Below are 25,593 nucleotides of genomic sequence, written 5' to 3'. Positions count from 1 at the left end.
TAAAGTCAAGAAGTTTTTTTCAAACTTCCTTTTTCCTTCCGTCCGGTCTTTCGAGCAACCCGCTCTCTCAAGCGGCTGGTGAATCTATCAAACTTACTCACCTTTGTCAATCTCTTTTTTAAAGTTTCTAACATCTCTTTTCTGTGCCCTTTCGAATCCCTTTCGGTTTTCTGTGGGCTGGTGAATCTATCAAATCCGTTCACCTTTGTCAACCGGTTTTTTATCTTTTTTTTAATTTCTTTTTAACAACTTTTAATCCGTTATTCAAAACGGTTGATTCGCAGTCAAAACGAAATCCAAAAAATAAGTTTTCCAGCAACAATTTCCCTTCCTGCGGCAACCACCGTTCAGGTGTCACTCTCAGGCGGAAGGAAGTTATATCTAATCCGACCCTATAAGTCAACCACTTATTTAACTTTTTTTTTGATTATTTTTTTCGAGACTGTAAATAACTGATAATAAAAGAGACCGCTTCAGGCTTTAAACCCTTGCAGAGACTAACACGAGTCTTTGCGACCTCCGAAATGAGTGAAGCAGTCTCATCATTTATTGAATTATGCGCGTCCTGCCGAACCGAGAACGTTCTCGTTCTTGGCAGCATACATCTTAACAAGTTCAGCTCTGGCGGGCTTCAGATACTCTCTGGGGTCAAACTTGGAAGGATTCTGAGCCATAAACTCGCGTATTTTCGCCGTAAATGCCAGTCTGCCATCAGAATCGATGTTTATCTTGCACACAGCGCTTGCGGCTGCCTTACGAAGCTGTTCTTCGGGTATACCCACAGCGTTGTCCATCTTTCCGCCGTACATATTTATCATCTCCACATACTCCGGCAGTACGCTGGATGCGCCGTGGAGAACTATCGGGAAGCCGGGTATTCTCTGCTCGCACTCCTCAAGGATATCAAAGCGAAGGGGAGGAACCGATTCACCCGGCTTCACTTTAAACTTATATGCTCCGTGGGATGTACCTATTGATATAGCGAGTGAGTCCACGCCGGTTTTTTCCACGAACTCAACCACCTGATCTGGGTTCGTATAATGTGAGTGTTCGGACTGAACGTCGTCCTCTATACCTGCAAGAACGCCAAGTTCGCCTTCAACAGTCACGTCGAACCGGTGGGCATACTCGACAACCTGCTTAGTGAGTGCGATATTATCTTCAAAAGAATGATGGGAACCATCAATCATTACGCTGGAAAATCCGTAGTCCACGCAGCTTTTGCATGTTTCAAAAGTATCGCCGTGGTCAAGGTGCAGCGCTATCGGTATTTCGTATCCGAGTTCCTTTGCGTATGCCACAGCGCCCATCGCCATATAGCGCAGCATTGTTGCGTTCGCATAATCTCTTGCGCCTTTGGAAACCTGAAGGATAACCGGGGATTTTGTCTGGACACATGCAGTGATGATAGCCTGAAGCTGTTCAAGGTTATTAAAGTTATAGGCAGGGACGGCGTATTTACCCCCCATTGCCTTTGCAAACATATCTCTGGTATTCACAAGTCCAAGTTCTCTGTAGCTGACTGCCATTACACACTCCTTATATAAACATACTCAGTGACATTGAGATCTCTTCCATTTTAACGCGCGCCGCATCCGTGTTTGAATAGCTGCACGAGGGAACTACTATACCGTAGAATTTGAAGCTGAAGATGTTGCAGAAACCCTTCATCCAGTCCAGAGTGCTCTGCCCATGGCTTCTGTTGGGCGAGCCCTGTGTGAGAACAAAGAAGAATTTCTTACTGCCTTCAAAAGTCGGTCGTCCGCTCTTATTAAGCAGAACGTGGAACCTGTCCAGAAAAAGTTTCGCAAGCCCGCTTATGAATCCGAAATAGTTTGGTGAGATAAAAATTATAAGGTCGCTGTCCACAACCGCGGACATGATGTCACGCAGCCCCTCCTCAACCATTTCAGGACGGAATGATCCGCCGTCTCTGTATTTGTTCTCGTAATCCGTTTCAAACCTGAGTTCGGCAAGGTCGAAGATTTTGCAGCCTTCATATTTTTTCGCAAGCGCGTCCGCAATGAATGCGGAATTGCCATCTGCCTTTACGGCGGCGTTTATAATAAGAGTATTCATATTTCGCACCCCGCTATATTTTAACCGCAACATTATGCTGTTTCAACAAATAATATTGACATTAGACTATTTACATTCATAATTCCCTCATGGAAGATCTGCTTCAATCGATATCAAACGCGGGGATCAAAACCGACGCGGAAAAACAGCCTGACATCACCGTTGCGCCTTCTTACAGGGGCAACTTCGGCTTTTATAACGTTACGGCTGAAAACTGGGAAACAGTCATTGTCAAAGGTGTGTTCAAGGGAAACATCCGCCATGTTAAAGGCGAATGTCCTTTCGACGACCGGAAGCTGAACGAACTGGCACAGATGCTTTCCGATGTGGAACGCTGTCTGCGCAGACCCGCCATGACACATATATATAATAATGACGGCACCTTTTATGTGTGCAGCGCCGAAGCGGAGGATTACATTGCGCTTCCGGCGGATGCCCGCGACTCTGCGATAAAGTCCCCACTGACACCTGTTGAGGAATCTCTCGGCAGATCGTCCGGGATAAACGAAAAGCATCTTTTTATAAAATCACCTTTTGCCTCACTGCTGAACGAAACCATAAGTCCTTATGCTTTTTCCATAATCGAGTCGATGCCGGACTTGTTCAGCCCACTGTTTATGAGCGCAGACATAAAGACTCTCTCGCCTTCAGTTAAACCTTTCTTCTGCCGGATATTTATGAATTGTGCGAACATTGAAACAATTCTCTCGGCATTTTATTCCAAAGCGGATTTCTTCTATCTGAACTACCTCCCTTCAATATATAAGACAATCAAAAAACCGTCATTTGACGTGCCTAAGATTTCCGTTCTGAAACTTGCAGAAGGAGAACTTCAGAATACAATTGAGGATATCGAAAGGACAGCGGAGAATATGACAGAAAGCTCTCTGTTCAGCGAAGAATTTTTAGAAATACCCGCACTCTCCGTTATGGCGTGGGAAATAGCCGCCATAGGAACGTGGCACACGTTTACAGACTTTATAAAATCCACCGGACTGGATTACGAAGACGCAATGCGTCATATATATAAGACACGCGCTGGCGGGCTGCTCCGTTTTAATGGTGAAATAATGCCCGTTCTCGACCCTGCGGTAAAGCCTGTGGTTCTTGAACCGCTGGATATACCATTGGAACCCATAGAAGCAATGTATGCAAAGCTGCCTTCAATGAAACGCCTGATGCTTTCTAAAGGCAGATACTCCGCTCTGCTGGCAGCCTGTCACACCTCACTTGATGACACCGACAAGGTCTACCTCGCGCTTTCGAAACTTATAATGGAAATACGCGGAACTTTGCTTGAAACAGGCAAACGACTGGTGGAAAACCGCGTACTTACTGATGAAAACAACATCTTCTTCTTTGAACATAAAGAAATACAGAATATTATCGCCGACTCTTTTTACGGCAACGTACCCTTCACTTTGAATTTCCGCAGATGGCAGTCGTCCAGGTTCGCATCCGTGTGCCTCCCCGGATATCTTTACGAAAAGGATGTTGAAAACTATAAGGATATTGCAGAAAAGCAGATGACAAAATCTGAAACGGAGAAGACCATCCCCTGTATGGCATTTTTTCACAGACAGCTTGAAACGGATAATTTTGTGTGCAGACACGGATTTTCCATTGCCGACATAAAAGATGTGCAAAAGGCTGATATAGTAATTGCCGAAGGAGCCTCTCTCTTCTCATACATAGCGCAGTTCTGCGCCGCCGCAGATAAACCTCTGTACACCGGAGCGAGGTTCGCCCCCTTGCTGACAAAAGGTAAAAAGATTAAAACGGGGAATGATTTCCTTACGATGATATGAAAAAGGCGGGCTTTTAAACCCGCCTTATCTTTTATTTGAATGTAATGTTTATCTTAACGCTTCCGTAAATTTTTATATCAGCCGCCGCCGCTGCCGCTTCCGCCGCTGCCTGTGCCGCTGCCTGTGCCGCCTCTGCCTGCGCCTGCAGGGTTGCTATCAGACCGGACGCATCTTCACCCGCCGCTATAGCCTCCTGTGCCGCTGCAAGAGTTGCCTCAAGAGCCGCCGATGTGGAATCTGCAAGACTTTGGGCAACCGATTCGGACTCAGCCGCTGCCGCTGCCGCCGCTGCCGCCGTCTGTGCTGCAGTCACAGCGTCTGAAACAGCATCTGATGCTGCCGCTGCCGTATCTGCAATACCTGCCACAGACGCATAGATTGTCTGCGCTACCACAGCCGCCGTTGCCGCTGCCACTGCCGCACTCTGTACGGTCTCTTTTGCCGCGAGCGCATCGGCTCCAGCCTGTGCGGAACCGTTGCGGTCATAAGTCTCAAGAATTGAAAGGGCAGATGCCGCCGCTGTCTGTGCAACAGCCCCGATACCCACTGCCGCTGACATGGAAGAAGTCTGCGCTGAAAGAGAGGTATTAGCATCTGATAGTATAGTATGCTGCGCCTGTATCTGAGTTGTTGCGCCGTTTACTGCTTCAAGAGCGGCCTGTGCCGTTTCAAGGGCTGTCGTCTGTGACTGCAGCTCTGCTGCTGCCGCCGCCGCCGCTGCCGCTGCCGCATTTGCCGCTGCCTGTGCCGCCGCCGCCTGTGCCGCTGCCTGAGAGGCAGGAGTGTTCACAGAATCGGCTATGGACTGAACTGCACTCGCGTTTGCCGCTGCCTGTGTTGCGGCTGCCTGTGCTGCCTGCGCTGACGCAATAGCCGCCTGACTTGATGTATATTGAGCTACGGCGTTCGCTTTTGTCTGTGCAGCCTGTGCCGCTGCCAGCGCCGCCTGTGCCGCTGCCTGTGCTTTCTGTACCTGAGCAACCGCTGTTGCCGCTGCCGCCTGTGCTGCTGTCAAAGCAGCCTGAGCAGCGTCTTTCGCTGCCGCTGCCGCTTCGCTTGCAGCCTGTGCCTGTGCCTCTGCCGTTGCGGAGGCAACTTCTGCTTCCTGCTGTTTTGCAAGAGCTGTCTGAGCCGCTGTTGCCGCAGACTCCGCTGCCGCCAGAGCTGAATCGTATGCGGACTGTGCTTCGCTGCTGTATTCACTTGTTTTAAGTACTGCCTCGGCAGCGTCTGCTGCCGCTGCTGCCGCTTTAGCTTCCTGATCTGCTCTTACAGCATCAGCCGCCGCCTGCGCTGCCGCCTGTGCCGCCGCCTGCGCTGCTGCCTGTGCTGCTGCCTGTGCCGCTGCCTGTGCTGCTGCCTGTGCTGCCGCCTGTGCCGCCGCCTGTGCTGCTGCCTGTGCCGCCGCCTGTGCCGCTGCCGCCTGTGCCGCCGCCTGCGCCGCTGCTTCTGCGGCAGAGTCGGTTACATCGCCCGCCGCACTATCCGTACCTGCTCCGGTATCGCCGGAACCACTCTGTAAAGCTGACTGAAGAAGTGCAGCAGTGTCGCTTTGTCCTTCATCACCGGCCGAATCTGCCTCATCGCTTCCTGCTCCGCTGAACAATGCGCCCTCGTCGGCAGAACCACCTGCCGCACCTGCATTTCCTGAGGTTCCCGAACCGCCGCCGACAGCAGTCCCGCCGCCAAGATCACCGAAGAGCCTTGAGCCGCCGGAAAGATCATACGTCTGTATGCCTCCGTTATTATCTATGAAAGCTCCCTGACCGGAACCTATTATTATCGTACCTCCGCCGAATCCGCCACCGAATCCGCCGCCTGAGCTTAACCCGCCGAATCCAGTGCCGGCTCCTGAATCACCGCCGGTAAGCAGCACGCCGCCGGTCCCTCCCTGGGTACCGACAACAGCAGTTCCACCGCCAAATCCGGCTCCGCCGGAAGACCCCGCTGCACCACCCGTGCCTGCTCCGGATTCTGAACCGCCGACAACCGGCACCAGCGGAGCAATTTCCACAGTACCTGAAAGAACCTCAACAGTGGTTCCTCCGCTGTCAACCTGTACGCCGGGAACAGTACCTTTTACACCGATAACGGCGTTACTGGTCTTTATCCTGAAATCGCCTGCAACCTCGTGCATCTTCTCAATCTTAAAGAGAACTTTTCCCTTCTGTATCTCAGCGTTATAACCGTCTTTGGTTCTTTCTCCGCCAAGCAGAAGCAGACGCGATTTTTCGAATATCTTAATGTTGCTTCCGTCAATAAAACTGACTTCTGCATATCCTTTTCTTTTGGTTCTGAGGATATCGTCAAAAGAGAGGCTGGCGCCCTCTTTTGCCAGCTTTCCCATGACAGACTGAGCCTTTACGATATCAACCCCGCCCTTAACGGTTTTAACCGTTCCCGCGACGGACGATGCAAAGACCTGTGAGCTGATCATCAGTGCCGCTGTTGTCAAAGCTGTAATTCTTTTTATTTTCATGGTACACCTTTTCACATTTTAATACGCGTAGCTGATGCTGACGTCGAATACGGTCTTGTCATACTTGTACTCCGGAACGTTCGAATCGACATCGGTATACGTCACCCCTCCGCTCAAAAATAATGAATTGGTCAGTTTGTATATAGATTTGATCCCGGCATTGTATGTTTTATCTTCGCGAACTCTTGCAAGTCCGGAACCGTCCATTTTGTCGATGGCGGAGTTATAGAAGTCCGCATAAGTATAGTCGAGACTGAAACTGAGCGTCATTTTCGGGCTTACTGCGGCAAGAGATCCAAGGGAAACCATGTACGCATTGTTGTCCTTGTCAGCGCCGTCAGTATTTTCCACATTGAAACCGGCACCGAAGGTTATGTTATATTTCTGCGCGAACATTTTCGATATTTCACCGGAAACGCCGTAGTAATATCCGTCTTTGTCCGCTCTGGGATCCGGGGATGATACATAGCTTCGCTTTTCGAACTTGACGGGTACATTGACGCTGAATCCGTCGAATTTTATATTCGAGCCCAGCTCAGCACCGAAGCTCTCATAATATTTTTCGTTGCCGAGGGTAAGTATTCCCGCTGTCAGCTTTGGAGTATATGAAAACCTGTCGTTACTTTTGGTGAGCTGAACGTATGCCTTGTGCATCTCAAGGTCGTATGAACTGAGCCCGTCTTTCATGTTGAAAGACCTGTAGTTCATAAGCCCCACTGCAGCCTTATCCGCCCACATGGGATACATGTTGTATTTCGCATCAAGAACGAAAGCCGTCCTGAAACTTGATATGCCCGAAGCGCCTATATCCTCGTTTTCAGACTTAACGTTGTCGTCGTATTCCTCAATGGCAGAAAGGTATATGCTGAAAGGCTTTTTAAGCTGTGCGATTTTATCCTTTTTTATCTGCAGGAAATCCGCATTAAGGTTTTTAATGTTGCCAACAGCCTCCTGCGCACATTCAAATCTTCCTGACATCATGCAGATATCGGCAATGAGCGACTGTGCCTGTTCATATCTGTCGTTATTTTCAGTTGAAACCTGTCTGAGCGACTGAACGGCAAGAAGTGTGTTTCCGGTTCTGTAGGCGAGCTTTCCTTTTCTGATATAGTATCCGTCGTTTTTGACAGAGGTCTTTTCAAGTTCCGCCTCAGCTTTATCAAAATCGCTCATGGACATGTAAATATCAACCAGAGTATATCTCATGGTGGTGTCGCCTGTCTGGTCGGTATAGGATGTGATATCGGCAAGCGCGCCGTTCATATCCCCGATATTGAAATATGCAAGACCTCTGTATTTCAGAAGTTCCGGATTATTATTTCCTTTGCTTATCTGGGTGTTGCAGACGTAGACTATCTCGTCGTATTCCTGATTTTCAAGCATCAGTGTAAGACCGAGAACACCCTCTTTCTGCTGATTGTTTTCAAAAAAGCAGATGGATCGGTAGATACTGTCGGAAATGCCTTCGGCAGAGGAAAGCGCCTTTAATTCGGTTTCCATATCCCTGCACTTCCCCGCTTTTATGGCATCAAAAACTTTCTGATATACGCTGCTGTATTCGCCTATGACAGGATAGTCATATGCATACAGAGCTGCGGGGCTTAAAAACGGCAGAATAAAAAGCCCTGCGGATAACATTAAACGACGCATAACGTCTCCTCCTGAGTAAACCTCTTTTCACGCTGTATAAGATACTAACACACTATAGCGCATTTTTCATGATTATTGGGCTTTTTGAACCGATTTTAACAATTTATTTCTGTTTAAAATCATTATTCCGGCAACAACCATTATTATGCTGATTAAATGCGGTGCTCTCAGGTAACCAACCATAAGATCGTCCGCACGGAAAAACGTCACAAACGCACGTATAAAGCCGTAAAAGATAAGATAGAGTCCAACAAGTTTTCCTGTGCCTATGTTGTCATTCTTTCTCCATAATATATATAACACGACGAAACAGGCGAAATTCAGCACCATTTCATATATGAAAGTAGGATGTACCGGAAGTGCGCCAAAGTCGCTGTAGGCGGGCGTTTTCTTATAATTCCCGAAGCTCATGCCCCATGGCACGTATTCTTTCAGTTCGTACAGTTTGCCCTCAAAACTCACCTGAACGGGTAGTTTATCCATCAGCTTTGAAATACTCGCCGGCATGGGGTTCAGCCCCGTCTGCGAGCAGACGGCAGACCAGAAATCGCGGAATCTGTTCTCCACTCCGAAAATTATGGACGGGGGGACTATTGTGGGCACGCCGTGCGCCTCTCCGTTTGCAAGGTTGCCTATTCTGCCTATCGCCTGTCCGAAAAGCAGCCACGGAACCATACTGTCCGCCAGCCCCATCAGGCTCGTCTTTTTGTATCTTGTGAAAAAATAAAGGGCTATCACAGCGCCGATGATGCCGCCGTGTATTGCAAGCCCGCCGTGCCATATGGCAACCATCTCAAAAATATTGCCTGCGTAATAGTCCCAGCGGAACGCAACATAGTACATTCTGGCACCTATGATTCCTGCCAGAAAACTGATTATGACCGCGTTCTCCATGTCTGTGGGTTTAAGACTGAGCTTCTCGGCTTTTCGCTTCACCATATACATGCCGATTATAAGTCCGAGAATATACATCAGGCTGTATACCCTCAGTTCAAGCGGACCAAGTTTGAAAAGATACGGAAACATAATTTCCCCCTTGTTTTTTCAGTTTTCATCATAAACAGTACAGACTTTTTTTACAAATCAAAAAAAACTTGATTTTTTGTATCGCCCTTGATATAAAGAACACCCATTTTGCACGCCCGTATAGCGTTCAAAACCACCAAGTGCCTGAAATCCTTTCGGGTGGCGGTTTGACGGGGCGCAAGAATAACAAATTGCGAGGCATGAGCCTCCGGGAGAAATCAATGTCCTATATTTCAATGAAAAGCCTGCTTGAGGCGGGCGTTCACTTCGGACACCAGACAAAACGCTGGAACCCGAAAATGTCCAAATATGTCTTCGGCGCAAGAAACGGTATCTATATCCTTGACCTCCAGAAGACAGTTCAGTGTTTCAACACTGCATACGAATTCGCAAGAGACGCAGCTCGTCAGGGCAGCACCTTCCTTTTCGTAGGTACTAAGAAACAGGCTCAGGAAGCTATCAAACAGGCTGCTGAAAAATGCAACGCCCATTACATGAACGAGCGCTGGCTCGGCGGTACCCTTACAAACTTTCAGACCATCCGCACAAGAGTGGCAAGACTGAAAGAACTCGAAGAGATGTTTGAAACAGGCTTCGTAAACAAATATACCAAAAAAGAAGTTTCAAAACTCAGAAAAGAGCTTGAAAAACTTACTAAAAACCTCGGCGGTATCAAAGACATGCAGGGGATTCCGGATGTTATGTTCATCATCGACATCAAGATGGAACAGAACGCAGTCTCTGAAGCCCACAAACTTGACATACCGATAATCGCAATCGTAGATACAAACTGCGACCCCGATCAGGTTGACATGCCCATCCCCGGTAACGACGACGCTATCCGCGCTTGCCAGCTTATCGCAGGACGCATAGCAGACGCTATCATCGAAGGCAGACAGATACTTGACGAAGAAAACATCGGTCAGGCGGAAGAGGAAGGCGGCGAGGATATCCCCGTTGAACAGCTTCTTGCCGATATGCCCGTTGACAAAGAAGAGGAGTAATCAATGGCAGAAATAACAGCCGCACTGGTTAAAGAACTTCGCGAAAAAACCGGAGCAGGAATGCTCGACTGCAAAAAAGCCCTCGGCGAATCAAACGGCGAACTTGAAGGCGCTGTTGAATACCTCCGCAAAAAGGGTCTCGCAGCGGCAGCTAAAAAAGCTGACAGAATCGCAGCGGAAGGCACTGTTGCAGCAGTCGTTAAAAACGGCGTCGGCGTTATCGTTGAAGTTAACTCCGAAACAGACTTCGTTGCTAAAAACGAAAACTTTACAAACTATGCAGCAGAAATGGCTGAACTCGTTGCAGACAGCAACCCCGCAGACATGGACGCTTTCATGGCTGTTACCGCTAAAAACGGCGAAACCGTTGAAGCATACCTTAACAGCATGATAGCGAAAATAGGCGAAAAGCTGAGCATCAGACGTTTCGCACGTCTCGACGGCGGCACTGTTGCAACATACATCCACGGCGGCGGTAAAATCGGCGTTGTGGTAAAACTTGAAGGCGGCACCCCCGAGCTGGCAAAAGATATCTGCCTGCACATCGCCGCAAGCAACCCCAAATATCTTGACTCAAGCTACGTTGACGCTGATTTCGTTAACAAAGAGAGAGATATTTACGCCGCAAAACTGAAAGAGCAGGGCAAACCCGACAACATGATCCCCAAAATAGTTGAGGGTCAGGTTGCAAAACTTCTTAAAGAAGTATGCCTCGTGAGCCAGCCTTTCGTTAAGGATCCCGACACCACAATCGAAAAACTGGTTGCGGCTAACGGCGCCAAGATCGTTTCCTACACCCGCTTTGAGCTGGGAGAAGGCATCGAAAAAAAGCAGGAAAACTTTGTGGAAGAGGTAATGAAACAGATTCAGAAGTAATCTGCTGCATGACCGCCGCATTGGGCGTCCTGTCGAAATTAAAGAAATAAGCCGGAGCAAAATTCCGGCTTTTTTTATGGGGAGAAAGAAATTGACTTTTCCACCCCAAAAGATATTATATTCCTGCCTACCCCAAATTTAAGATCCACTGGCAAGGGTCTTACAATCTTTTTCCAACAATCGGAGTATAGTCATGTTCAAAAACGAACTGGTAATCGCCGGACGTACGTTCCGCAGCAGATTAATGGTAGGCACAGGCAAATTTCCCAACGCAAAAGTTATGGCTGACGCACTGGAAGCAAGCGGCGCAGAGATAGTTACGGTCGCACTTCGCCGCGTGGACATCAACAATCCTCAGGATGATATCCTGAAACAGATAGACCCTTCGAAATATCTCCTGCTCCCCAACACCTCAGGCGCAAGGGACGCGGAAGAGGCTGTGCGCCTCGCCCGTATCGCAAGAGCTGCAGGATGCGAACCCTGGGTTAAGCTGGAAGTGACACCCGACCCCTATTATCTTCTGCCCGACCCGATTGAAACCTTTAAGGCTGCGGAGATACTCGTTAAAGAGGGCTTCAAGGTTCTCCCCTACATCAACGCAGATCCCGTTCTCTGCAAACGTCTCGAAGAGATAGGCACCGTCACCGTTATGCCCCTCGGCGCGCCCATAGGCAGCAACAAGGGCATAAAGACCATCGACAACCTGCGCATAATCATCGAACAGGCGAAGGTGCCTGTTGTGGTTGACGCCGGAATCGGTGCTCCTTCACACGCGGCGCTGGCAATTGAAATGGGCGCGGACAGCGTTCTGGTGAACACAGCCATAGCCACCGCGAAAGACCCGGTAATGATGGCAAAATCATTCAAACTCGGCGTTGAGGCGGCAGTTACGGCACGCGCGGCAGGTATGCCCGGCACAAGGGACAGAGCGGAGGCATCAAGCCCCCTCACAGGATTTCTGAGGAACTGAAAATGAGCTTCGAACAGGTACTTGACCAATATAAATTCAACGATATAAAAGATTTCATCTTCTCCCGCACGGCAGCCGACGTTGAGTTCGCCCTCGGCAAAGAAAAGATAGACGAAGAGGACTTCGCGGCACTGCTCTCCCCTGCCGCCGTCAACTATATTGAGGAGATGGCACAGAAGGCATACCGCATAACTGTGCAGAGATTCGGAAAAACAATAAAGATATACGCGCCGATGTATCTTTCGAATGAATGTGCGAACTCCTGCAAATACTGCGGGTTCAACCGTCACAACGAGATACCCCGCGTTATCCTCACCGACGACCAGATAAAACTGGAAACCGATATCATTCATAACATGGGTATCCGCCATATCCTTCTGGTGACAGGAGAATCACCAGTTAAGGTAGGCACGGACTATCTTATAAACGCCGTGAACCTGATGAAGGATAAATTCAGCTCGGTCTGCATAGAGGTATACCCTATGTCCGTTGAGGACTACAGCCTTATGTACGAGCACGGGGTTGACGGTCTCACTATGTTTCAGGAGACATACAACCGTGAAAAATACGCCGACGTTCACCCGGCGGGTAAAAAGCGCGATTTCGCATGGCGGCTCGGCGGTCCCGAACGCGGCGCGCAGGCAGGTTTCCGCACTATCGGTCTCGGCGCCCTTATGGGACTTGAGGAGTTCAGGACAGACCAGTTCTTCCTCGGTCTCCACGCAAACTATCTTATGAAAAATTTCTGGAAAACACATATATCCATATCCTTTCCGCGCATACGCAAGGCGTCCGGAAACTTCAAAGCATACGAAATAGTCGACGACCTCGGCTACGTTCAGATGCTCCTTGCCCACAGGCTGTTCCAGCACGATCTGGGAATAAACGTATCCACCCGCGAATCGGCAGAGTTCCGCGACAGACTCCTGCGCCTCGGCGTGACCCACATGAGCGCAGGGTCGAAAACCGAACCCGGCGGCTATGCGAAAGAACACGACGGAAAACAGTTTCAGGTTGAGGACACGAGGACAGTTGAAGAATTTTGTGATATGGTTAGAATGAACGGATATGACCCCGTTCTGAAGGACTGGGACACATATTTCCTTAACGGAGAATAGGATGCGATATTGGGACAGTGTGCGCTGCTCTGCTGGTTACGACCTGTTTATAACCTTTGACAAAGACAGGGTTTACGAGATAGCGTCCTCACGTCCCGATAATCTCATACAAATGCCTCTTGCGGAAAGGTTCGCCTATATGGCAGAATACCTGAAAGACTGTTCCGGACAACCGATGCTTATCGAAGCGCTGGAAGACCTTGACCTCTCGTGGACAACGCCCTTTTCTCTGGCTGTGTACCGCGCGCTGGCATTGATTCCTTTCGGGCTTACAGTAACATACGGCGAGCTGGCGGCTCTTGCCGGACACCCCGGCGCATTCAGGGCTGTCGGTACGGCTATGTCCAGGAACAGGTTCCTTATAATCGTTCCATGCCACCGCGTTCTGGCGGCGGGCGGAAAGATCGGGGGATTTTCCAGCGGACCCGACATGAAACGGGCGCTGCTGAAAGCTGAGGGGCATAATGAGTTTTGAATCGCTTCCATATACACTTAGATGGCAGGAGGACGTCCTCTATGTCATCGACCAGACACTCCTTCCTGAAACGTTTGTAGAGATACCCCTTCGCAACATCGACGAGGTATATGTCGCAATAAAAACACTTCAGGTGCGCGGAGCGCCCGCAATAGGCGTCGCCGGAGCATACGGACTGTGCATCTGCGCCCAGAAATATCTGAATGAGGAACCGAACCTCTTCATGCAGAACCTCGGATACGATGCGAAATACCTTAACTCTGCAAGACCCACGGCGGTAAACCTCAGCTGGGCTATAAAGCGAATAATGAAAAGACTCTATGCCTGTGTTCAGAAATCCACGGAAGAGATGTATTCCGAAATTCTGGACGAAGCATCCAGAATACATCAGGAAGACCTGAAAACCTGCCGCATGATAGGCGAACACGGCAGAGACCTTATTCAGGACGGATTCGGCATCCTTACCCACTGCAACGCCGGCTCACTCGCCACCTCCCGCCTCGGCACGGCGACCGCGCCCATGTACATGGCGCAGGAGCAGAGGAAACGCTTTAAGGTCTACGCCGACGAGACCCGTCCCCTTTGTCAGGGATCAAGGCTCACCGCATGGGAGCTTCAGAAGGCAGGTCTGGACGTGACCCTTATCTGCGACGATATGGCGGCTTCCGTCATGGCGTCCGGTAAGATTCAGCTTGTGATAGTCGGTGCGGACAGGGTTGCCGCAAACGGCGACACCGCGAACAAGATAGGCACACTGGGGGTAGCCATCATGGCGAAACATTTCGGGATCCCCTTTTATGTCGCCTGCCCTACATCCACACTGGACATAAAGACCTCCTGCGGATACGACATTGAAATTGAACAGCGCGGACACGACGAGGTCTGTTTCTTCGGCGAAAAACGCACCGCGCCTGTGGACATAAACGTTCTCAACCCCGCGTTCGACGTTACCCCCGCGTACCTGATATCGGGTTTCATCACGGAAAGGGGCATCGTAAGAAGACCGTATGAGAACAATCTTAAATCCATATTCTGATGTACGCCGGAAAAATCCTCTGCGTTAATCTGACCGACCTCTCATTCAGTATTCTGTCGCCGGAAAATAGTATCTATGACAAATATATAGGCGGACGCGGACTATGCGGACATCTTCTTTCAACGCATCTTGACAGCAATCCTTTAATTTTCTGCAACGGACCCCTTACAGGCAGCGGATACCAGACCACGGCGCGCTGTGCAGTAATGCATATCAACCCCAAGACAGGCGGTATTTTCCGCTCGGATTTCGGCGGGCGGTTCGCCGCAGCTCTGAAAAACGAAGGTTACGACGGACTTATGATAACCGGAAGAGCTGAAAACCCTGTAAGCCTCGTAATAGACAACGGTGTGCGCTTCGGCAGAGTGACGGATGATTTCGCCGTTGTTGAAGCGGGCGCACACAGCGGAATAAACTGGTGCTCAATACTGTCCGACGGCTTCTTCACAACCCACAGGGGCGGCACGGGAACAATGATGCACCGGATGAACCTCATCAGCATAGGGATCAGACCCGCAGCGGAACCGCAAAAACCGGACACTTCTGCATATGAGGACATAGAGAGACTGATAAACGCCGCGCCGTCGCTCACCGGAAGACCGGGCATAGGCAGATTCGGCACAGCCGCGCTTTACGACCTCGCCCATGCAAGAAACATCCTGCCAAACGTCTTTTTCAATCTCCCGAAACCCGACGCGCACACAAACGCCTGCGCCATAGGCGAAACCGAGAGCGTATCATGCGGTTCATGCACCATCGCCTGCCGGAAAAGAAAGAACGGTCTGCGCATCCCCGAATACGACGGATTTGCCATGCTTATGAGCGTCGGCATCCCTTTTGATAAAATAATAGAAACATATAATTTTTGCCTGAAACAGGGCATAGACGTAATAACCGCCTGCCACTGCATAGCGCAGTCGGGGATGGATGCGGAGGAGTTTCTGCACAGCATACCGGAAGAGTTTTACAACGGTGCGGACAGATTCACCGTAAAAGGTATCGAACTGCCCGCCATAGCACCTGACGGCGCGCTGGGTGCGGCACTTGGCTACGCGACATCGCCAAACGGTGCGGACTGGACTACCGCTATGGCACTCACCCACGAAATACTGAGAAAACCCGTCCCCACGGATAGATATTCCGTTGAGGGCAAGGCAGTGATAAATATAGCCTATGAAAACGCGAAAGCGGCGGCGGACTCGCTGCCTGTATGCAGATATGCTCTATTTGCCGTATCCCTTGAGGAATACGCTAAAGCGTCTGGCACCACAGCAGCGCACCTTGCAGACTGCGGAAACGAGATATTCATGAACGAGATAAGCATCATTCGCAGGCTGGGTTTCGGAATGGAAACCGACAGACTGCCAGACGGGCTTCTTAAACCGGAACAGCAGAAAGCCTTCGACAGTGAACTGAAAAAATACCACCGGATGCGGGGGCTTATATGAGCCTTTATGATAAATACATCAATAAGCTGAAGAACCAGAGGCTTGCGGACAAAGCGGTATACGTCGTCACGGAGGACAGGGTATCGGTTTACGGCGGCGATGCTTCGACGGAACTTATGCTGGCGGCGCAGGAGCTGAAAGCATACTGTCTGCTGTTTGTCCGCCCTGCGGAACCCTTTATGACCGCTCTTGAGGAAGCGGCGAAAGACGGCGAGTTCGCACCTAACGACTCGGAGACCAGAACGTTTCTGCATACTGTTCCCGTTACTGATAATTTCGCGGAAGTCCCATCGGCACTCAAACGCCGCAAGGCCGTTTTTGTCCGCAGGCAGGGTATAATCACAGCCGCGCCTTTCGGTGCGGAACAGGCGTTCATCTTCGCAAGTTCCGTTCTGTTCAGCGGTTTTGTGAAATTTTTCAGCGACACAGGCGAAGCTGCACTCCTGCGCAACCCCTGCTGCACTGAGACTGCTCTTAAATTATTCGACAAATATATAGAAAACTTTCATCGCTCTGATCTGCCCGAACTCTCCAAGGATATCATGCGCTCTGACGAATCGATACTGTCTGCCATGGCACAGGCGGGCAGAGCGACGGTTGAACTGGGGCTAGTGGACTCCTTTTTCGGGAATATCTCTGTCTGTAAAGGCAAAAACATTTACATCAGCAGAACCGGCAGCAGTCTGGACGAGCTTGACGGCGAAATAGACGTATGCCCCACGGATGAATCCGCCTGCACAGGGCTTACGGCATCAAGCGAGCTTGCATCACACAGAAGAATATACGAAATCACTGATAAGCGGGTCATTCTGCACGCCCACCCGCGTTTTTCGGTGATAATGTCCATGATATGCGCTGAAAAATGCGAAAACAGAGGAAAATGCCACTACGCATGTACGAAAAAAAGATATGTAGGCAGTTCGCCGATAGTTCCGGGCGAGGTGGGCAACGGACCAAGGGCGATGGTGAACACCCTGCCGCCCGCCATGAAAGACAACGACAGTGTAACAGTATACGGACACGGCGTTTTCACCGTGTCCGCGAATGATTTTAACGATGCGCTGCGGCTTCTGACAGAAACGGAGACCGCCGCGTTAAAGGAATATCAGAGCATTTTGCTCGCCAGCCAGACATCCACAAGATCACCTCTCTGAACCTCTTCCGCGTCCTCGGCAATGACCGCGACACATGGGAAGCCCACGCCGTTCTGACACGCAACAGCCATGCCCTCGTCGTTGATGGTGAGCCATGTCCTGACCAGTTTCGCAAAACCTTTTCTCTTTTTAACGGGGAAGTTTATGACCCCTTTGATGCTTCCGGTTTTAAGCCCGTGCCATTTGCGTATCGCCTGAACGAGGAACACCTCGGAACACGCGATAGCTCCGGCGGGTGAGCCGGGGAACATGAACAGCGGTTTTCCGCCGAGCAGTCCGAAACGGAAGGTCTTTCCGGGGCTGACACGCAGACCCTCAACGGGTATCTCGCCGCCCGCCTCAAGCACAGTGAGCTTCAGCAGGTCATATCTGGAATAGCCTGTACCGCCGAATGTGACGACCATGTCGCACTCAAGGGCAGCCTGTTTCATAACCGTTGAAAGCAGACCCTCGTCGTCCGGTATAACGCCGTAGTATTTCATATTAACGTCGAAAATGCGCAGCAGTCCCGCCATGTGATAATAGTTGCTGTTCACGGTTCCTTTCTGAGTGAAATCCTCAACAAGTTCGGAACCGGTGGAGATTACGCCTATCAGGGGAGCTTTCGCACAGGGCAGAGCGGCAAAGCGCATACTGGCAAATACCTCCATCAGCCGTATGTCGACCCGCATCCCTTTGCGCGCCAGAACGTCACCTTTTTTGATGTCGCTGCCCGCCTGTGTAATGTGTCTTTTGCGTTCCTCGCCCTGCTGGTATGTGACGTTTTCGCCGTCTCTGTGGGCGTTTTCAAACGGAACGACGAAATCCGTGTTCGAAGGAACCTTCGCTCCCGTGGCGACACGGATACACTCGCCTTTTTTCAGAGGTTTGTCATAGCTGTCCGCTGCGGAAAGTTCCTGAACAACGATACACGTGCCTTCGCTGCCTTTGCCGACGGCATATCCGTCCATGCGCGACATATCAGCCTCAGGATAGTCGTGCTGTGCAACGATATCCTCCGCCAGAACCCTTCCCGCCGCAGCGATGAGGGGTACCTCCTCCGGTCTTGCGCCGGGAATAAAAGATATGATGGTGTTAAATGCTTCTTCAAGTTTCATGCTATAATCATAATACATTTTCCGCCATTATAAAAGGGTGATAGGAATAATCCTGTATTTTTTTGCGGGCGGCGTATAAATTATAGAAGAGCATGAAAAAGATATTAATATATAATTCAAAATTTAATTTTTGCGATATATCCGACCCCTTCTGCCGGATGGTTGCCGAATATGAGCAGGTATTCGGTGCAAAAAACCTCCTTAAAAAGCTGGAGGAGGACAAACCGGACGCCATCGTCTTCGACAGCGAAGGCACCGACGACGAATGTCTTAAAATGATATACGGCATCCTTAAATCACCCGATGCACCGAAAACCGCCGTCTATCTCACATCCGACAGCAACCTTTCCCGTTTCGCAGACATCGGCATAAACACTTTTTTCACAAAACATTCCCTGCCGGAGGGGATAAAACAGCTGCAGAACAACGGGCGCGACACAAAATACGCCTCGCTGATACACAGGGCTGTGGACAGGCTGCGCGACCTTGCAAACTGTGTCGAACACGGAATAATGGTGATGGACGCCGCCGGACGGATCAACTTTGTGAACGAAGCCGCAAAATCCATCCTCGACATGGACGGAACGGAGCTTAACCACAGAACTCTGGACGAAGTTTTCACCCTGCATCCATACATAGGCGACGCCGCCCGTTTCGACGAACAGCCACACACCACAGGCAAAGGAAGAGACCTTCTGCTTTCCGGCACACTCACAAAAATTCACGAAGACGGAGAGCAGAGCGGAAGCATACTGATATTCTATCCGGTATCAGTGCGCGCAATAGACAGACAGAAAGAGCTTGAGCTTCTGCAGTATCAGGAACGCTATCACTCCACACAGCAGGCGGCAGCGTTCAAAAAGCAGATGCTGGTCATAAAGGACGAGATATCCGGCACAAAAGGCAGCAGATTCTTTTTCGAGACCTATTTCAAGCCGCTGGACATAATGAGCGGCGACATCTACGGAAACATGAACATCAAGGACGGCAGATACTTCCTTTACATTATCGACGCTATGGGCAAAGGGCTTTCAGCCTCTGTCACAGCGCTGCAGTCCAGTTCGTTCATCAACCACGCGGTCGAGCTTTCCATAATTAAAAACGACTTCGACATGGGAAAAATGCTCAGTTCGTTCCTCCACTATATCCGCGACAGACTTATGGAGGACGAGGCTCTGTGCGCCGTTTTTGCCATGATAGATACCAACACCGACACCATCTCCGTTTCCAGCTTCGGTATGCCCCCCATACTGGCGAAGATGAAGGACGGCACCATACAGAAACTGCGCACGCCGAACATGCCCATAATGCGCTTCATGGCGGTTAAGGAGATCACTGATTTCAGCCTGAAAGAAGTTGATAAACTGCTGATATATTCCGACGGACTGTCAGAATCCGCCACGGGCGACGGTTCACTGTTCTATGACAGACTGCCCGCCTGCTTCGGCAGAGCAGCGACAAAAAAGCACCTTCTCAAAATGGTCAACGAGTACATAACCCACAACGAGGACGACATCACCTTTTTTTTCATAAGCACGGAACCGGAAGACATAATCGCAGAAGACTCATTCTCCGTGCACTCCTGTGCAAACGACCTGAGCCTCGCCGCCGAACGCATCAACAGCTTTATGGAGGCACAGGGGGTCGACTCCGTGGAGATTTCCACGTTTGAGTTCGCAGCCGGAGAGATGCTTATGAACGCCCTTGAACACGGAAGTCTCGGACTGTCGTTCCGCCAGAAACAGGACATGATACGCGGCGGGGTCTACGACGAGTTCATAGCGGAACGCACAAAGGAAAGTTCGCCGGACTACGGCAAGGCGATACATATCCGATGCCGCACCGCACGCACTGGAACCGACGGACAGAAACTTCTCACGGTGGAGATAACCGACAGCGGAAGCGGGTTCAACGTCTCCGAGATATTCAAATTCAGCAGTTTTGACGGCAACCTGTTCAAAATCGACACAAAAAAATACAACGGCAGAGGGATATTCATCACCGACAACCTTGTGGACGGTCTTTACTACAGCGACAAAGGGAACACTGTGCACATCGCCAAAGTTATTGAGGGCTGACCGGTACGGCAGGCAGAGTTATCACAGCCTCCGCGCCCTCTTCCGTGCCCGCAAGCTCAATATCCCCTTTCATCTGCTCTTTAATTATCATTCCGGACATGAAAAGCCCTATCCCCGCACCCTTTCCCTCGGCTTTTGTGGAGAAATAGGGTTCGAACACCTTGTCTTTTATCTCCGGCGCTATGCCGATTCCGTTGTCGGCAATCACAATACGCACCTTGTCGTGGATGCATGCAACGGATATGACTATCCTGCCTTTATGTCCGGTCTGTACCGCAGACTTTTCACTTATGGCGTCTATGCTGTTGTATATGATATTAAGGATAACGTGGCGGAATCTGTCCTGTTCGCCGCGTGCGTATGCCGACCTGTATGCACAGTCGGGGCATGTGGTGACGTTCCTGCACACATAATGCTGCCTGTCGCATATACACCGGAGCTCAATCGTTATGCCCAGATAATTCATCTGTGCCTGCAGGATGCTGAGAACGTCCAGAATCTCCGTGGTCACACAGAACTGCGTATCTGTCTTTTCGGGCACGAAGAAAAGGCGGAAATCGTCTATAATATCCGACATCTTTTCAATGGTGGAGGACACCACAGCGTTGTAATTGTCCATGTATTTATCGTCCAGACCGCCTGCACGGTAGGTATCGTTCAGGTCGATGTTATAGAGGGAAAGGATGTTGAGCGGCTGCCTCCACTGGTGCGCGATGGCGCTTAAAAGTTTGCTCATGTCCGCCATCTTCTTCTGGTTTTCAATAAGCTGCTCCTGCCTGTGGCGTTTTTTAAGCTCCTCTTCAACCTTCTCTTTCAGTTCGTCGTGTATCTGCCTGATATGGCTGTCCATAATGACATACGAGGTCATATCCCTGCACATAACGAGAAATCTCTCGCCCACACGTACCGCATGGCAGGAGAGATAGTAATCCGCGCCGTCCTTTTTAAGATATTTCAGAGTGACGTCCAGACTGTCTGTGGTTAGCATTTTCGCCAGCGCGGCATAGCCCTGCTTAACGCTTTCATCCGCCCACATCTGCTGAACGGTCATGGAAGCAAGCTCCGCACCGCTGTAGCCGGACAGTCTTTCCATGGCGAAATTGGATTCGGTTATACGCCCCGTTCTGTCGCAGACTATTATGGGATCGGGCGAATTGTTGATGTACGTTCTGTACTTCTCGTCCCGCTCCTTTGCCTGTGTGTCAAGCCGGCGCATGACGCGTATCATCGCAAACATACCGGATATGAAAACGGTAAAAAGCAGCGCCACTGTCAGCTTTTCAAAAAATTCCCTGTTCACTGGGTCGGCGGCATATCTGGCATCGATGTAACTATCTGCCAGTATGTAGATAAGTATGGCAATAACAGCCACGGTTAAAATAACGGTTCCGGACCTTTTAATTAAAAATAATCTGTTCATGATAACCCTTCTTATGGGTGGATTATACACGAAGTTATAGACTGATTAAATTATTTTTAATAAGTTAGAATTAAAATCATTTGTCCGTGGTATAGTTAAATGTGGGTGTAATTATTATTTTTTCTTAAACAGAACATTATTCACATTATTTTTTGGGGTGAACTATGTTCTCAAACACTTCTATCAGGCTCAGAATAATCACTGCCGCCATTCTGGGTCTGGTAATGCTCGGAGCCGTAATTACCTGTCTTTCAGCCTATAGCTCTTATAAGTCAGTCCTGCATATGCAGTTTGACCATCTCGGCAGCATATGTATGATAAAGAAAGATAATATTCATGATTATTTCAGCAGTATCGGCTCGCTGCTGATTTCCACCGCTTCAAGCGAAATGACCGCTGAGGCTATGATAAAACTCAGCGAAGGGTATTACAGACTTCAGGAGGAGACGCCTGTTTCCGCTGAAACTGCCGCGGCTCAACTGAAAAGGCACTATGACAACCAGTATCTCAACATGGTAAATTACGGCGTCCCAGGCGCACCTCCGCGCCGCCATACTGAAGACTACCTCCAAATGAATCCCAACGGACTCATCGCCCAGTACATTTACATTGAAAAGAACACCGAAAAGATAGGCGAAAAGAACAATATGACAACGCCCGCGGGGTTCGACAGCGAATATGTCAGGATGCACACTGCATATCATAATACTTTCAACTCCATGCTGAAGTCTTTTTCTCTTTATGACATTTTTCTCGTAAATATGAAGGGCGACCTCGTTTATACCGTTTTCAAGGAGAAGGATTATGCAACCAACCTGCTCACAGGACCCTATGCCGCCACAGGGCTTGGAGATGCTTATCAGAAGGGCAGGCAACTGGAAAAAGGCAAAATTTACCTTAACGACTTCAAACCATATGAACCGAGTTATTATCTGCCCGCTTCTTTTATCTCCACCCCTGTCTACAACGGCGATGAGAAGATAGGCGTTCTTATTTTTCAGATGCCTATTAACAAAATTGACGATGTAATGAACTTCGGCGGACACTATGAGCAGTCGGGTCTGGGAAACAGCGGACAGGCATTTCTGCTTGGCGCAGACCACACCCTGCGCAACAACAGCAGATTTCTGGATAAGATAGACGATCCGCTGGTGAAAAAAATAAAAACCACCATAGGCGTGCTGAAAATACAGGACGAAGCGGCAGACAGAGCGCTTAAAGGCGAATCAGGCTATGCCGTGACCGATAACCCCGGCGGAGGAGACGTTCTGAACTCCTTTTCAGCCCTCAATATATTCGGCATCAACCTCGGCATTGTAGTCCGCATGGACAAGGACGAGGCTATGTCTGCGGCAATAACCCTCCGCAATTCGCTTATAATAACATCTCTTGTGATAACACTCATCGCAGCGGTTCTCACATACATCGTGCTGAACAAGGTCGTTCTGCAGAAACTGAAAAAAGTTACGGATCTTGTGCGGGATCTTGTCAGCGGAGACGCGGATCTGACGAAAAAGCTCACCCTCACCGCTTCAAAGAATACGGAGCGGAGCAGGGATGAAATAATCCTTCTGACAGCTTACATAAACCAGTTCATCGAAAACGTCCACGACATCGTTGCCGACATTAAGAAGAAAGCCCACGGTGTAAACCAGAAATCCTCTGAACTTGCCGCCGTAACAGGGCAGCTCTCTGCGAACTTCTCCGACCAGTCAGGACGCATCAGCGACATAGCCTCCGCAATGGAGGAGATGAGTATCACTTCTGAAACAGTCCTTAACAGCGCGGCTGACGCCATCGAACGCACAGGACACGCCGACGGAAAGACAAAAGAGGGAATGAGCGCCCTGAAAGAGGCTGTCGAAAACATCGGAAAAATAAAAATCAGTGTGTCCTCTCTTGCAAAAACCATAGGAGGACTGAGCACGTCGTCTGCGCAGATAGGAGATATTCTGAACGTTATTAACGATATCGCAGACCAGACGAACCTCCTGGCACTCAATGCGGCAATTGAAGCTGCAAGAGCAGGTGAAGCCGGACGGGGCTTTGCCGTTGTTGCGGACGAAGTGCGCAAGCTGGCGGAACGCACCCAGAAGGCTACAACCGAGATAAGCGGAATAGTAACCTCACTTCAGCACGAAACACATGAAGCATCGCAGGAGATGCGTGCTGCGGAGGAAACCGTTAACAGCGGCGTTTCCGCCATCACTAACACAAACATGGTCTTTGAACAGATAGTTGAGGCAGTGGGCAGCATCGACACCGCAGGACGCAACATCGAAACCGCCGTCCGCGAACAGAACTCCGCCATTGCATCCGTTACGGAGAATATCAACAGCATCAGTTCCGGTGTTGAACAGAGCAGCGCATCCGTTCTTTCCGTTTCAGGAAACCTGACAGAACTCAGCTCACTTGCGGACGAAATGTATTCCGAAGTACAGAAATTCAAAACCAGATAATCTTTTTAGGGGCGGTTTGCCGCCCATTTCAGACCCGATAAATTTTTTCCTTTAAACTCCACCGGTTTTGTATATATTGAAAACAGGCAGCTTCTGACAAAAAAATAAGGTCAAAAGTCCAAAAACCTTTTGATTAAATCGCTAAATAAAGCTACATTATTTTATAGAAAAGTTTTGAAAGCTAACAAAAGTATACTAAGGAGTCGAAATGGTTAAAACTTATAACATAAACGTCCTTGCCCTCACCCCGCTTATCTCTCCGAACAACCTGAAACAGGTTTTCCCCCTTCCGGTTAAGGGCGCAGCATTCGTCAAACAGTCCAGAGACACCATCCGCGACATACTCCACGGAAAAAACGATAAACTTATGGTGGTTGTCGGTCCCTGCTCCATACACGATACCAAGGCGGCTCTGGAATATGCCGACAAACTGAAAAAGCTCTCAGATGAGCTTTCCGACAAACTGTTCATCATAATGAGGGTATATTTCGAAAAACCCAGAACAACAGTCGGATGGAAGGGACTCATAAACGACCCCGACCTCAACGGCACGCATATGATATCAAAAGGACTGGGAATCGCCCGCGGACTCCTCTGCCAGATTACGGAGAAAGAACTTCCCATAGCCTGCGAAATGCTGGATCCCATCACCCCCCACTACCTTTCGGACATGATAAGCTGGGGAGCCATAGGCGCCAGAACAACGGAATCACAGACCCACAGAGAGATGGCGAGCGGTCTTTCATTCCCCGTCGGATTTAAAAACGGCACAGACGGCTGCCTCAGAATAGCAACCGACGCAATGTCCTCCTCCTGTCGACCTCACAGCTTCCTCGGAATAAACAACGACGGAGTTACCGCCATCGTACAGACTGCGGGCAACCCCGATGTGCACATAGTGCTGCGCGGCGGCAACGATTCGCCTAACTTTTACAAAGAAAATATTGAGGAGACAGTGGCGCTTCTGAAAAAAAATAACCTGCCCCCGGCCATAATGGTGGACTGCAGCCACGCCAACTCATACAAGGATCACGAAAAACAGCACATGGTGCTGGACAGCATAATATCCCAGATAGTTAACGACAAACAGACGGACATCAAAGGGGTTATGATAGAAAGTAACCTGTTCGCAGGGAACCAGAACATACCGGAAGACCTGTCATGCCTGAAATACGGAGTGTCGGTTACTGACAAGTGTGTGGACTGGGCAACAACGGAAAAAATGCTGCGTGAGGCGCACGCAAAACTTTAAAAGAGAGGGCGGTCGGTTGACCGCCCTCAGATTGCTGACAAACGCCGTATTTCGAAAGAAGTACGGCGTTTTTTGTCTCTTTATCTTTTTATTCTCTTTTTCTGATTTATATTGCGGCAAATAGCTGTTTTTTACCCATATCATTCTCTATCCCAAACATTTCT

The 25,593-nt window shown here is 49.7% G+C and carries 19 protein-coding genes; 12 read left to right on the top strand and 7 right to left on the bottom strand.

Annotation, left to right across the window (positions count from 1 at the left end):
• Positions 1-554 precede the first annotated feature (554 nt).
• Entirely contained in the window at positions 555-1,529 is a 975-nt protein-coding gene (locus tag Q7P67_RS12665) for a class II fructose-bisphosphate aldolase (protein WP_303852611.1), read from the bottom strand.
• A gap of 10 nt (positions 1,530-1,539) precedes the next feature.
• On the bottom strand, positions 1,540-2,079 hold the full coding sequence (locus Q7P67_RS12660; RefSeq protein ID WP_303852610.1) for a flavodoxin family protein: 540 nt from the start codon (positions 2,077-2,079) through the stop codon (positions 1,540-1,542).
• Positions 2,080-2,168: 89 nt separating this feature from the next.
• Between Q7P67_RS12660 and Q7P67_RS12655 the strand changes: the two genes are divergently transcribed.
• Complete coding sequence (locus Q7P67_RS12655; RefSeq protein WP_303852609.1) at positions 2,169-3,887, top strand: hypothetical protein; 1,719 nt, start codon at positions 2,169-2,171, stop codon at positions 3,885-3,887.
• A 31-nt stretch (positions 3,888-3,918) separates the two neighbouring features.
• Here the strand turns inward: Q7P67_RS12655 and Q7P67_RS12650 are convergent, their stop codons facing one another.
• The 3 genes from Q7P67_RS12650 to lgt form a co-directional block, all read right to left on the bottom strand.
• Complete coding sequence (locus Q7P67_RS12650) at positions 3,919-6,366, bottom strand: FecR family protein (RefSeq protein ID WP_303852608.1); 2,448 nt, start codon at positions 6,364-6,366, stop codon at positions 3,919-3,921.
• A gap of 18 nt (positions 6,367-6,384) precedes the next feature.
• Positions 6,385-8,016, bottom strand: a complete 1,632-nt coding sequence (locus tag Q7P67_RS12645; protein WP_303852607.1) for an outer membrane beta-barrel protein — start codon at positions 8,014-8,016, stop codon at positions 6,385-6,387.
• 72 nt (positions 8,017-8,088) lie between these two features.
• Positions 8,089-9,042, bottom strand: coding sequence for a prolipoprotein diacylglyceryl transferase (gene lgt, locus Q7P67_RS12640; RefSeq protein ID WP_303852606.1), 954 nt, complete (start codon positions 9,040-9,042; stop codon positions 8,089-8,091).
• A 221-nt stretch (positions 9,043-9,263) separates the two neighbouring features.
• Between lgt and rpsB the strand changes: the two genes are divergently transcribed.
• From rpsB to Q7P67_RS12600, 8 genes are all read left to right on the top strand, one after another.
• The gene (gene rpsB, locus Q7P67_RS12635) at positions 9,264-10,046 is read left to right on the top strand and encodes a 30S ribosomal protein S2 (RefSeq protein WP_303852605.1); all 783 of its coding nucleotides are present in this window, start codon (positions 9,264-9,266) and stop codon (positions 10,044-10,046) included.
• Between the two features lie 3 nt (positions 10,047-10,049).
• Positions 10,050-10,922, top strand: coding sequence for a translation elongation factor Ts (tsf, locus tag Q7P67_RS12630; protein WP_303852604.1), 873 nt, complete (start codon positions 10,050-10,052; stop codon positions 10,920-10,922).
• A 193-nt stretch (positions 10,923-11,115) separates the two neighbouring features.
• Positions 11,116-11,892 (top strand): thiazole synthase, encoded by a 777-nt coding sequence (locus Q7P67_RS12625; RefSeq protein ID WP_303852603.1) that lies wholly within the window; start codon positions 11,116-11,118, stop codon positions 11,890-11,892.
• A 2-nt stretch (positions 11,893-11,894) separates the two neighbouring features.
• Entirely contained in the window at positions 11,895-13,010 is a 1,116-nt protein-coding gene (gene thiH / locus Q7P67_RS12620) for a 2-iminoacetate synthase ThiH (RefSeq protein ID WP_303852602.1), read from the top strand.
• 1 nt (position 13,011) lies between these two features.
• Positions 13,012-13,485, top strand: coding sequence for a methylated-DNA--[protein]-cysteine S-methyltransferase (locus tag Q7P67_RS12615; protein ID WP_303852601.1), 474 nt, complete (start codon positions 13,012-13,014; stop codon positions 13,483-13,485).
• Complete coding sequence (gene mtnA / locus Q7P67_RS12610) at positions 13,475-14,521, top strand: S-methyl-5-thioribose-1-phosphate isomerase (protein WP_303852600.1); 1,047 nt, start codon at positions 13,475-13,477, stop codon at positions 14,519-14,521. Before Q7P67_RS12615 ends, mtnA begins: the two co-directional genes overlap by 11 nt.
• The gene (locus Q7P67_RS12605; protein WP_303852599.1) at positions 14,521-15,969 is read left to right on the top strand and encodes an aldehyde ferredoxin oxidoreductase N-terminal domain-containing protein; all 1,449 of its coding nucleotides are present in this window, start codon (positions 14,521-14,523) and stop codon (positions 15,967-15,969) included. Before mtnA ends, Q7P67_RS12605 begins: the two co-directional genes overlap by 1 nt.
• Positions 15,966-17,123: a class II aldolase/adducin family protein gene (locus Q7P67_RS12600; protein ID WP_303852598.1), complete on the top strand. Its 1,158-nt coding sequence runs from the start codon at positions 15,966-15,968 to the stop codon at positions 17,121-17,123. Before Q7P67_RS12605 ends, Q7P67_RS12600 begins: the two co-directional genes overlap by 4 nt.
• Here Q7P67_RS12600 and Q7P67_RS12595 read toward each other — a convergent pair.
• Positions 17,075-18,220, bottom strand: coding sequence for a molybdopterin molybdotransferase MoeA (locus Q7P67_RS12595; RefSeq protein ID WP_303852597.1), 1,146 nt, complete (start codon positions 18,218-18,220; stop codon positions 17,075-17,077). The genes Q7P67_RS12600 and Q7P67_RS12595 overlap by 49 nt on opposite strands.
• Before the next feature lie 92 nt (positions 18,221-18,312).
• Here Q7P67_RS12595 and Q7P67_RS12590 point away from each other — a divergent pair, with 92 nt between their 5' ends.
• Positions 18,313-20,298: a SpoIIE family protein phosphatase gene (locus Q7P67_RS12590; RefSeq protein WP_303852596.1), complete on the top strand. Its 1,986-nt coding sequence runs from the start codon at positions 18,313-18,315 to the stop codon at positions 20,296-20,298.
• On the opposite strand, the gene Q7P67_RS12585 is transcribed toward Q7P67_RS12590, so the two are convergent.
• Positions 20,285-21,718 (bottom strand): PAS domain-containing sensor histidine kinase, encoded by a 1,434-nt coding sequence (locus tag Q7P67_RS12585; RefSeq protein ID WP_303852595.1) that lies wholly within the window; start codon positions 21,716-21,718, stop codon positions 20,285-20,287. The genes Q7P67_RS12590 and Q7P67_RS12585 overlap by 14 nt on opposite strands.
• Positions 21,719-21,882: 164 nt before the next feature.
• On the opposite strand from Q7P67_RS12585, the gene Q7P67_RS12580 reads away from it, so the two are divergent.
• Both Q7P67_RS12580 and Q7P67_RS12575 read left to right on the top strand, forming a co-directional pair.
• Complete coding sequence (locus Q7P67_RS12580; protein WP_303852594.1) at positions 21,883-24,177, top strand: methyl-accepting chemotaxis protein; 2,295 nt, start codon at positions 21,883-21,885, stop codon at positions 24,175-24,177.
• 208 nt (positions 24,178-24,385) lie between these two features.
• Complete coding sequence (locus tag Q7P67_RS12575; RefSeq protein WP_303852593.1) at positions 24,386-25,429, top strand: 3-deoxy-7-phosphoheptulonate synthase; 1,044 nt, start codon at positions 24,386-24,388, stop codon at positions 25,427-25,429.
• Positions 25,430-25,593: the final 164 nt, after the last annotated feature.

The sequence above is a fragment of the Seleniivibrio woodruffii genome, from assembly GCF_029267515.1.
In the GTDB taxonomy this organism is placed as follows: Bacteria; Chrysiogenota; Deferribacteres; order Deferribacterales; family Geovibrionaceae; genus Seleniivibrio; species Seleniivibrio woodruffii_A.
Note: the sequence above shows the minus strand (reverse complement) of the source record. Positions and strands in the feature narration are given on the sequence as shown.

Coding starts and splice junctions, on each gene's coding strand:
- Q7P67_RS12575 (WP_303852593.1), top strand. CDS start 24,386: ATGGTTAAAACTTATAACATAAACGTCCTTGCCCTCACCCCGCTTATC.
- Q7P67_RS12600 (WP_303852598.1), top strand. CDS start 15,966: ATGAGCCTTTATGATAAATACATCAATAAGCTGAAGAACCAGAGGCTT.
- Q7P67_RS12665 (WP_303852611.1), bottom strand. CDS start 1,529: ATGGCAGTCAGCTACAGAGAACTTGGACTTGTGAATACCAGAGATATG.
- Q7P67_RS12655 (WP_303852609.1), top strand. CDS start 2,169: ATGGAAGATCTGCTTCAATCGATATCAAACGCGGGGATCAAAACCGAC.
- Q7P67_RS12590 (WP_303852596.1), top strand. CDS start 18,313: ATGAAAAAGATATTAATATATAATTCAAAATTTAATTTTTGCGATATA.
- Q7P67_RS12615 (WP_303852601.1), top strand. CDS start 13,012: ATGCGATATTGGGACAGTGTGCGCTGCTCTGCTGGTTACGACCTGTTT.
- Q7P67_RS12645 (WP_303852607.1), bottom strand. CDS start 8,016: ATGCGTCGTTTAATGTTATCCGCAGGGCTTTTTATTCTGCCGTTTTTA.
- Q7P67_RS12605 (WP_303852599.1), top strand. CDS start 14,521: ATGTACGCCGGAAAAATCCTCTGCGTTAATCTGACCGACCTCTCATTC.
- Q7P67_RS12595 (WP_303852597.1), bottom strand. CDS start 18,220: ATGAAACTTGAAGAAGCATTTAACACCATCATATCTTTTATTCCCGGC.
- mtnA (WP_303852600.1), top strand. CDS start 13,475: ATGAGTTTTGAATCGCTTCCATATACACTTAGATGGCAGGAGGACGTC.
- Q7P67_RS12585 (WP_303852595.1), bottom strand. CDS start 21,718: ATGAACAGATTATTTTTAATTAAAAGGTCCGGAACCGTTATTTTAACC.
- Q7P67_RS12580 (WP_303852594.1), top strand. CDS start 21,883: ATGTTCTCAAACACTTCTATCAGGCTCAGAATAATCACTGCCGCCATT.
- tsf (WP_303852604.1), top strand. CDS start 10,050: ATGGCAGAAATAACAGCCGCACTGGTTAAAGAACTTCGCGAAAAAACC.
- Q7P67_RS12660 (WP_303852610.1), bottom strand. CDS start 2,079: ATGAATACTCTTATTATAAACGCCGCCGTAAAGGCAGATGGCAATTCC.
- lgt (WP_303852606.1), bottom strand. CDS start 9,042: ATGTTTCCGTATCTTTTCAAACTTGGTCCGCTTGAACTGAGGGTATAC.
- Q7P67_RS12625 (WP_303852603.1), top strand. CDS start 11,116: ATGTTCAAAAACGAACTGGTAATCGCCGGACGTACGTTCCGCAGCAGA.
- Q7P67_RS12650 (WP_303852608.1), bottom strand. CDS start 6,366: ATGAAAATAAAAAGAATTACAGCTTTGACAACAGCGGCACTGATGATC.
- thiH (WP_303852602.1), top strand. CDS start 11,895: ATGAGCTTCGAACAGGTACTTGACCAATATAAATTCAACGATATAAAA.
- rpsB (WP_303852605.1), top strand. CDS start 9,264: ATGTCCTATATTTCAATGAAAAGCCTGCTTGAGGCGGGCGTTCACTTC.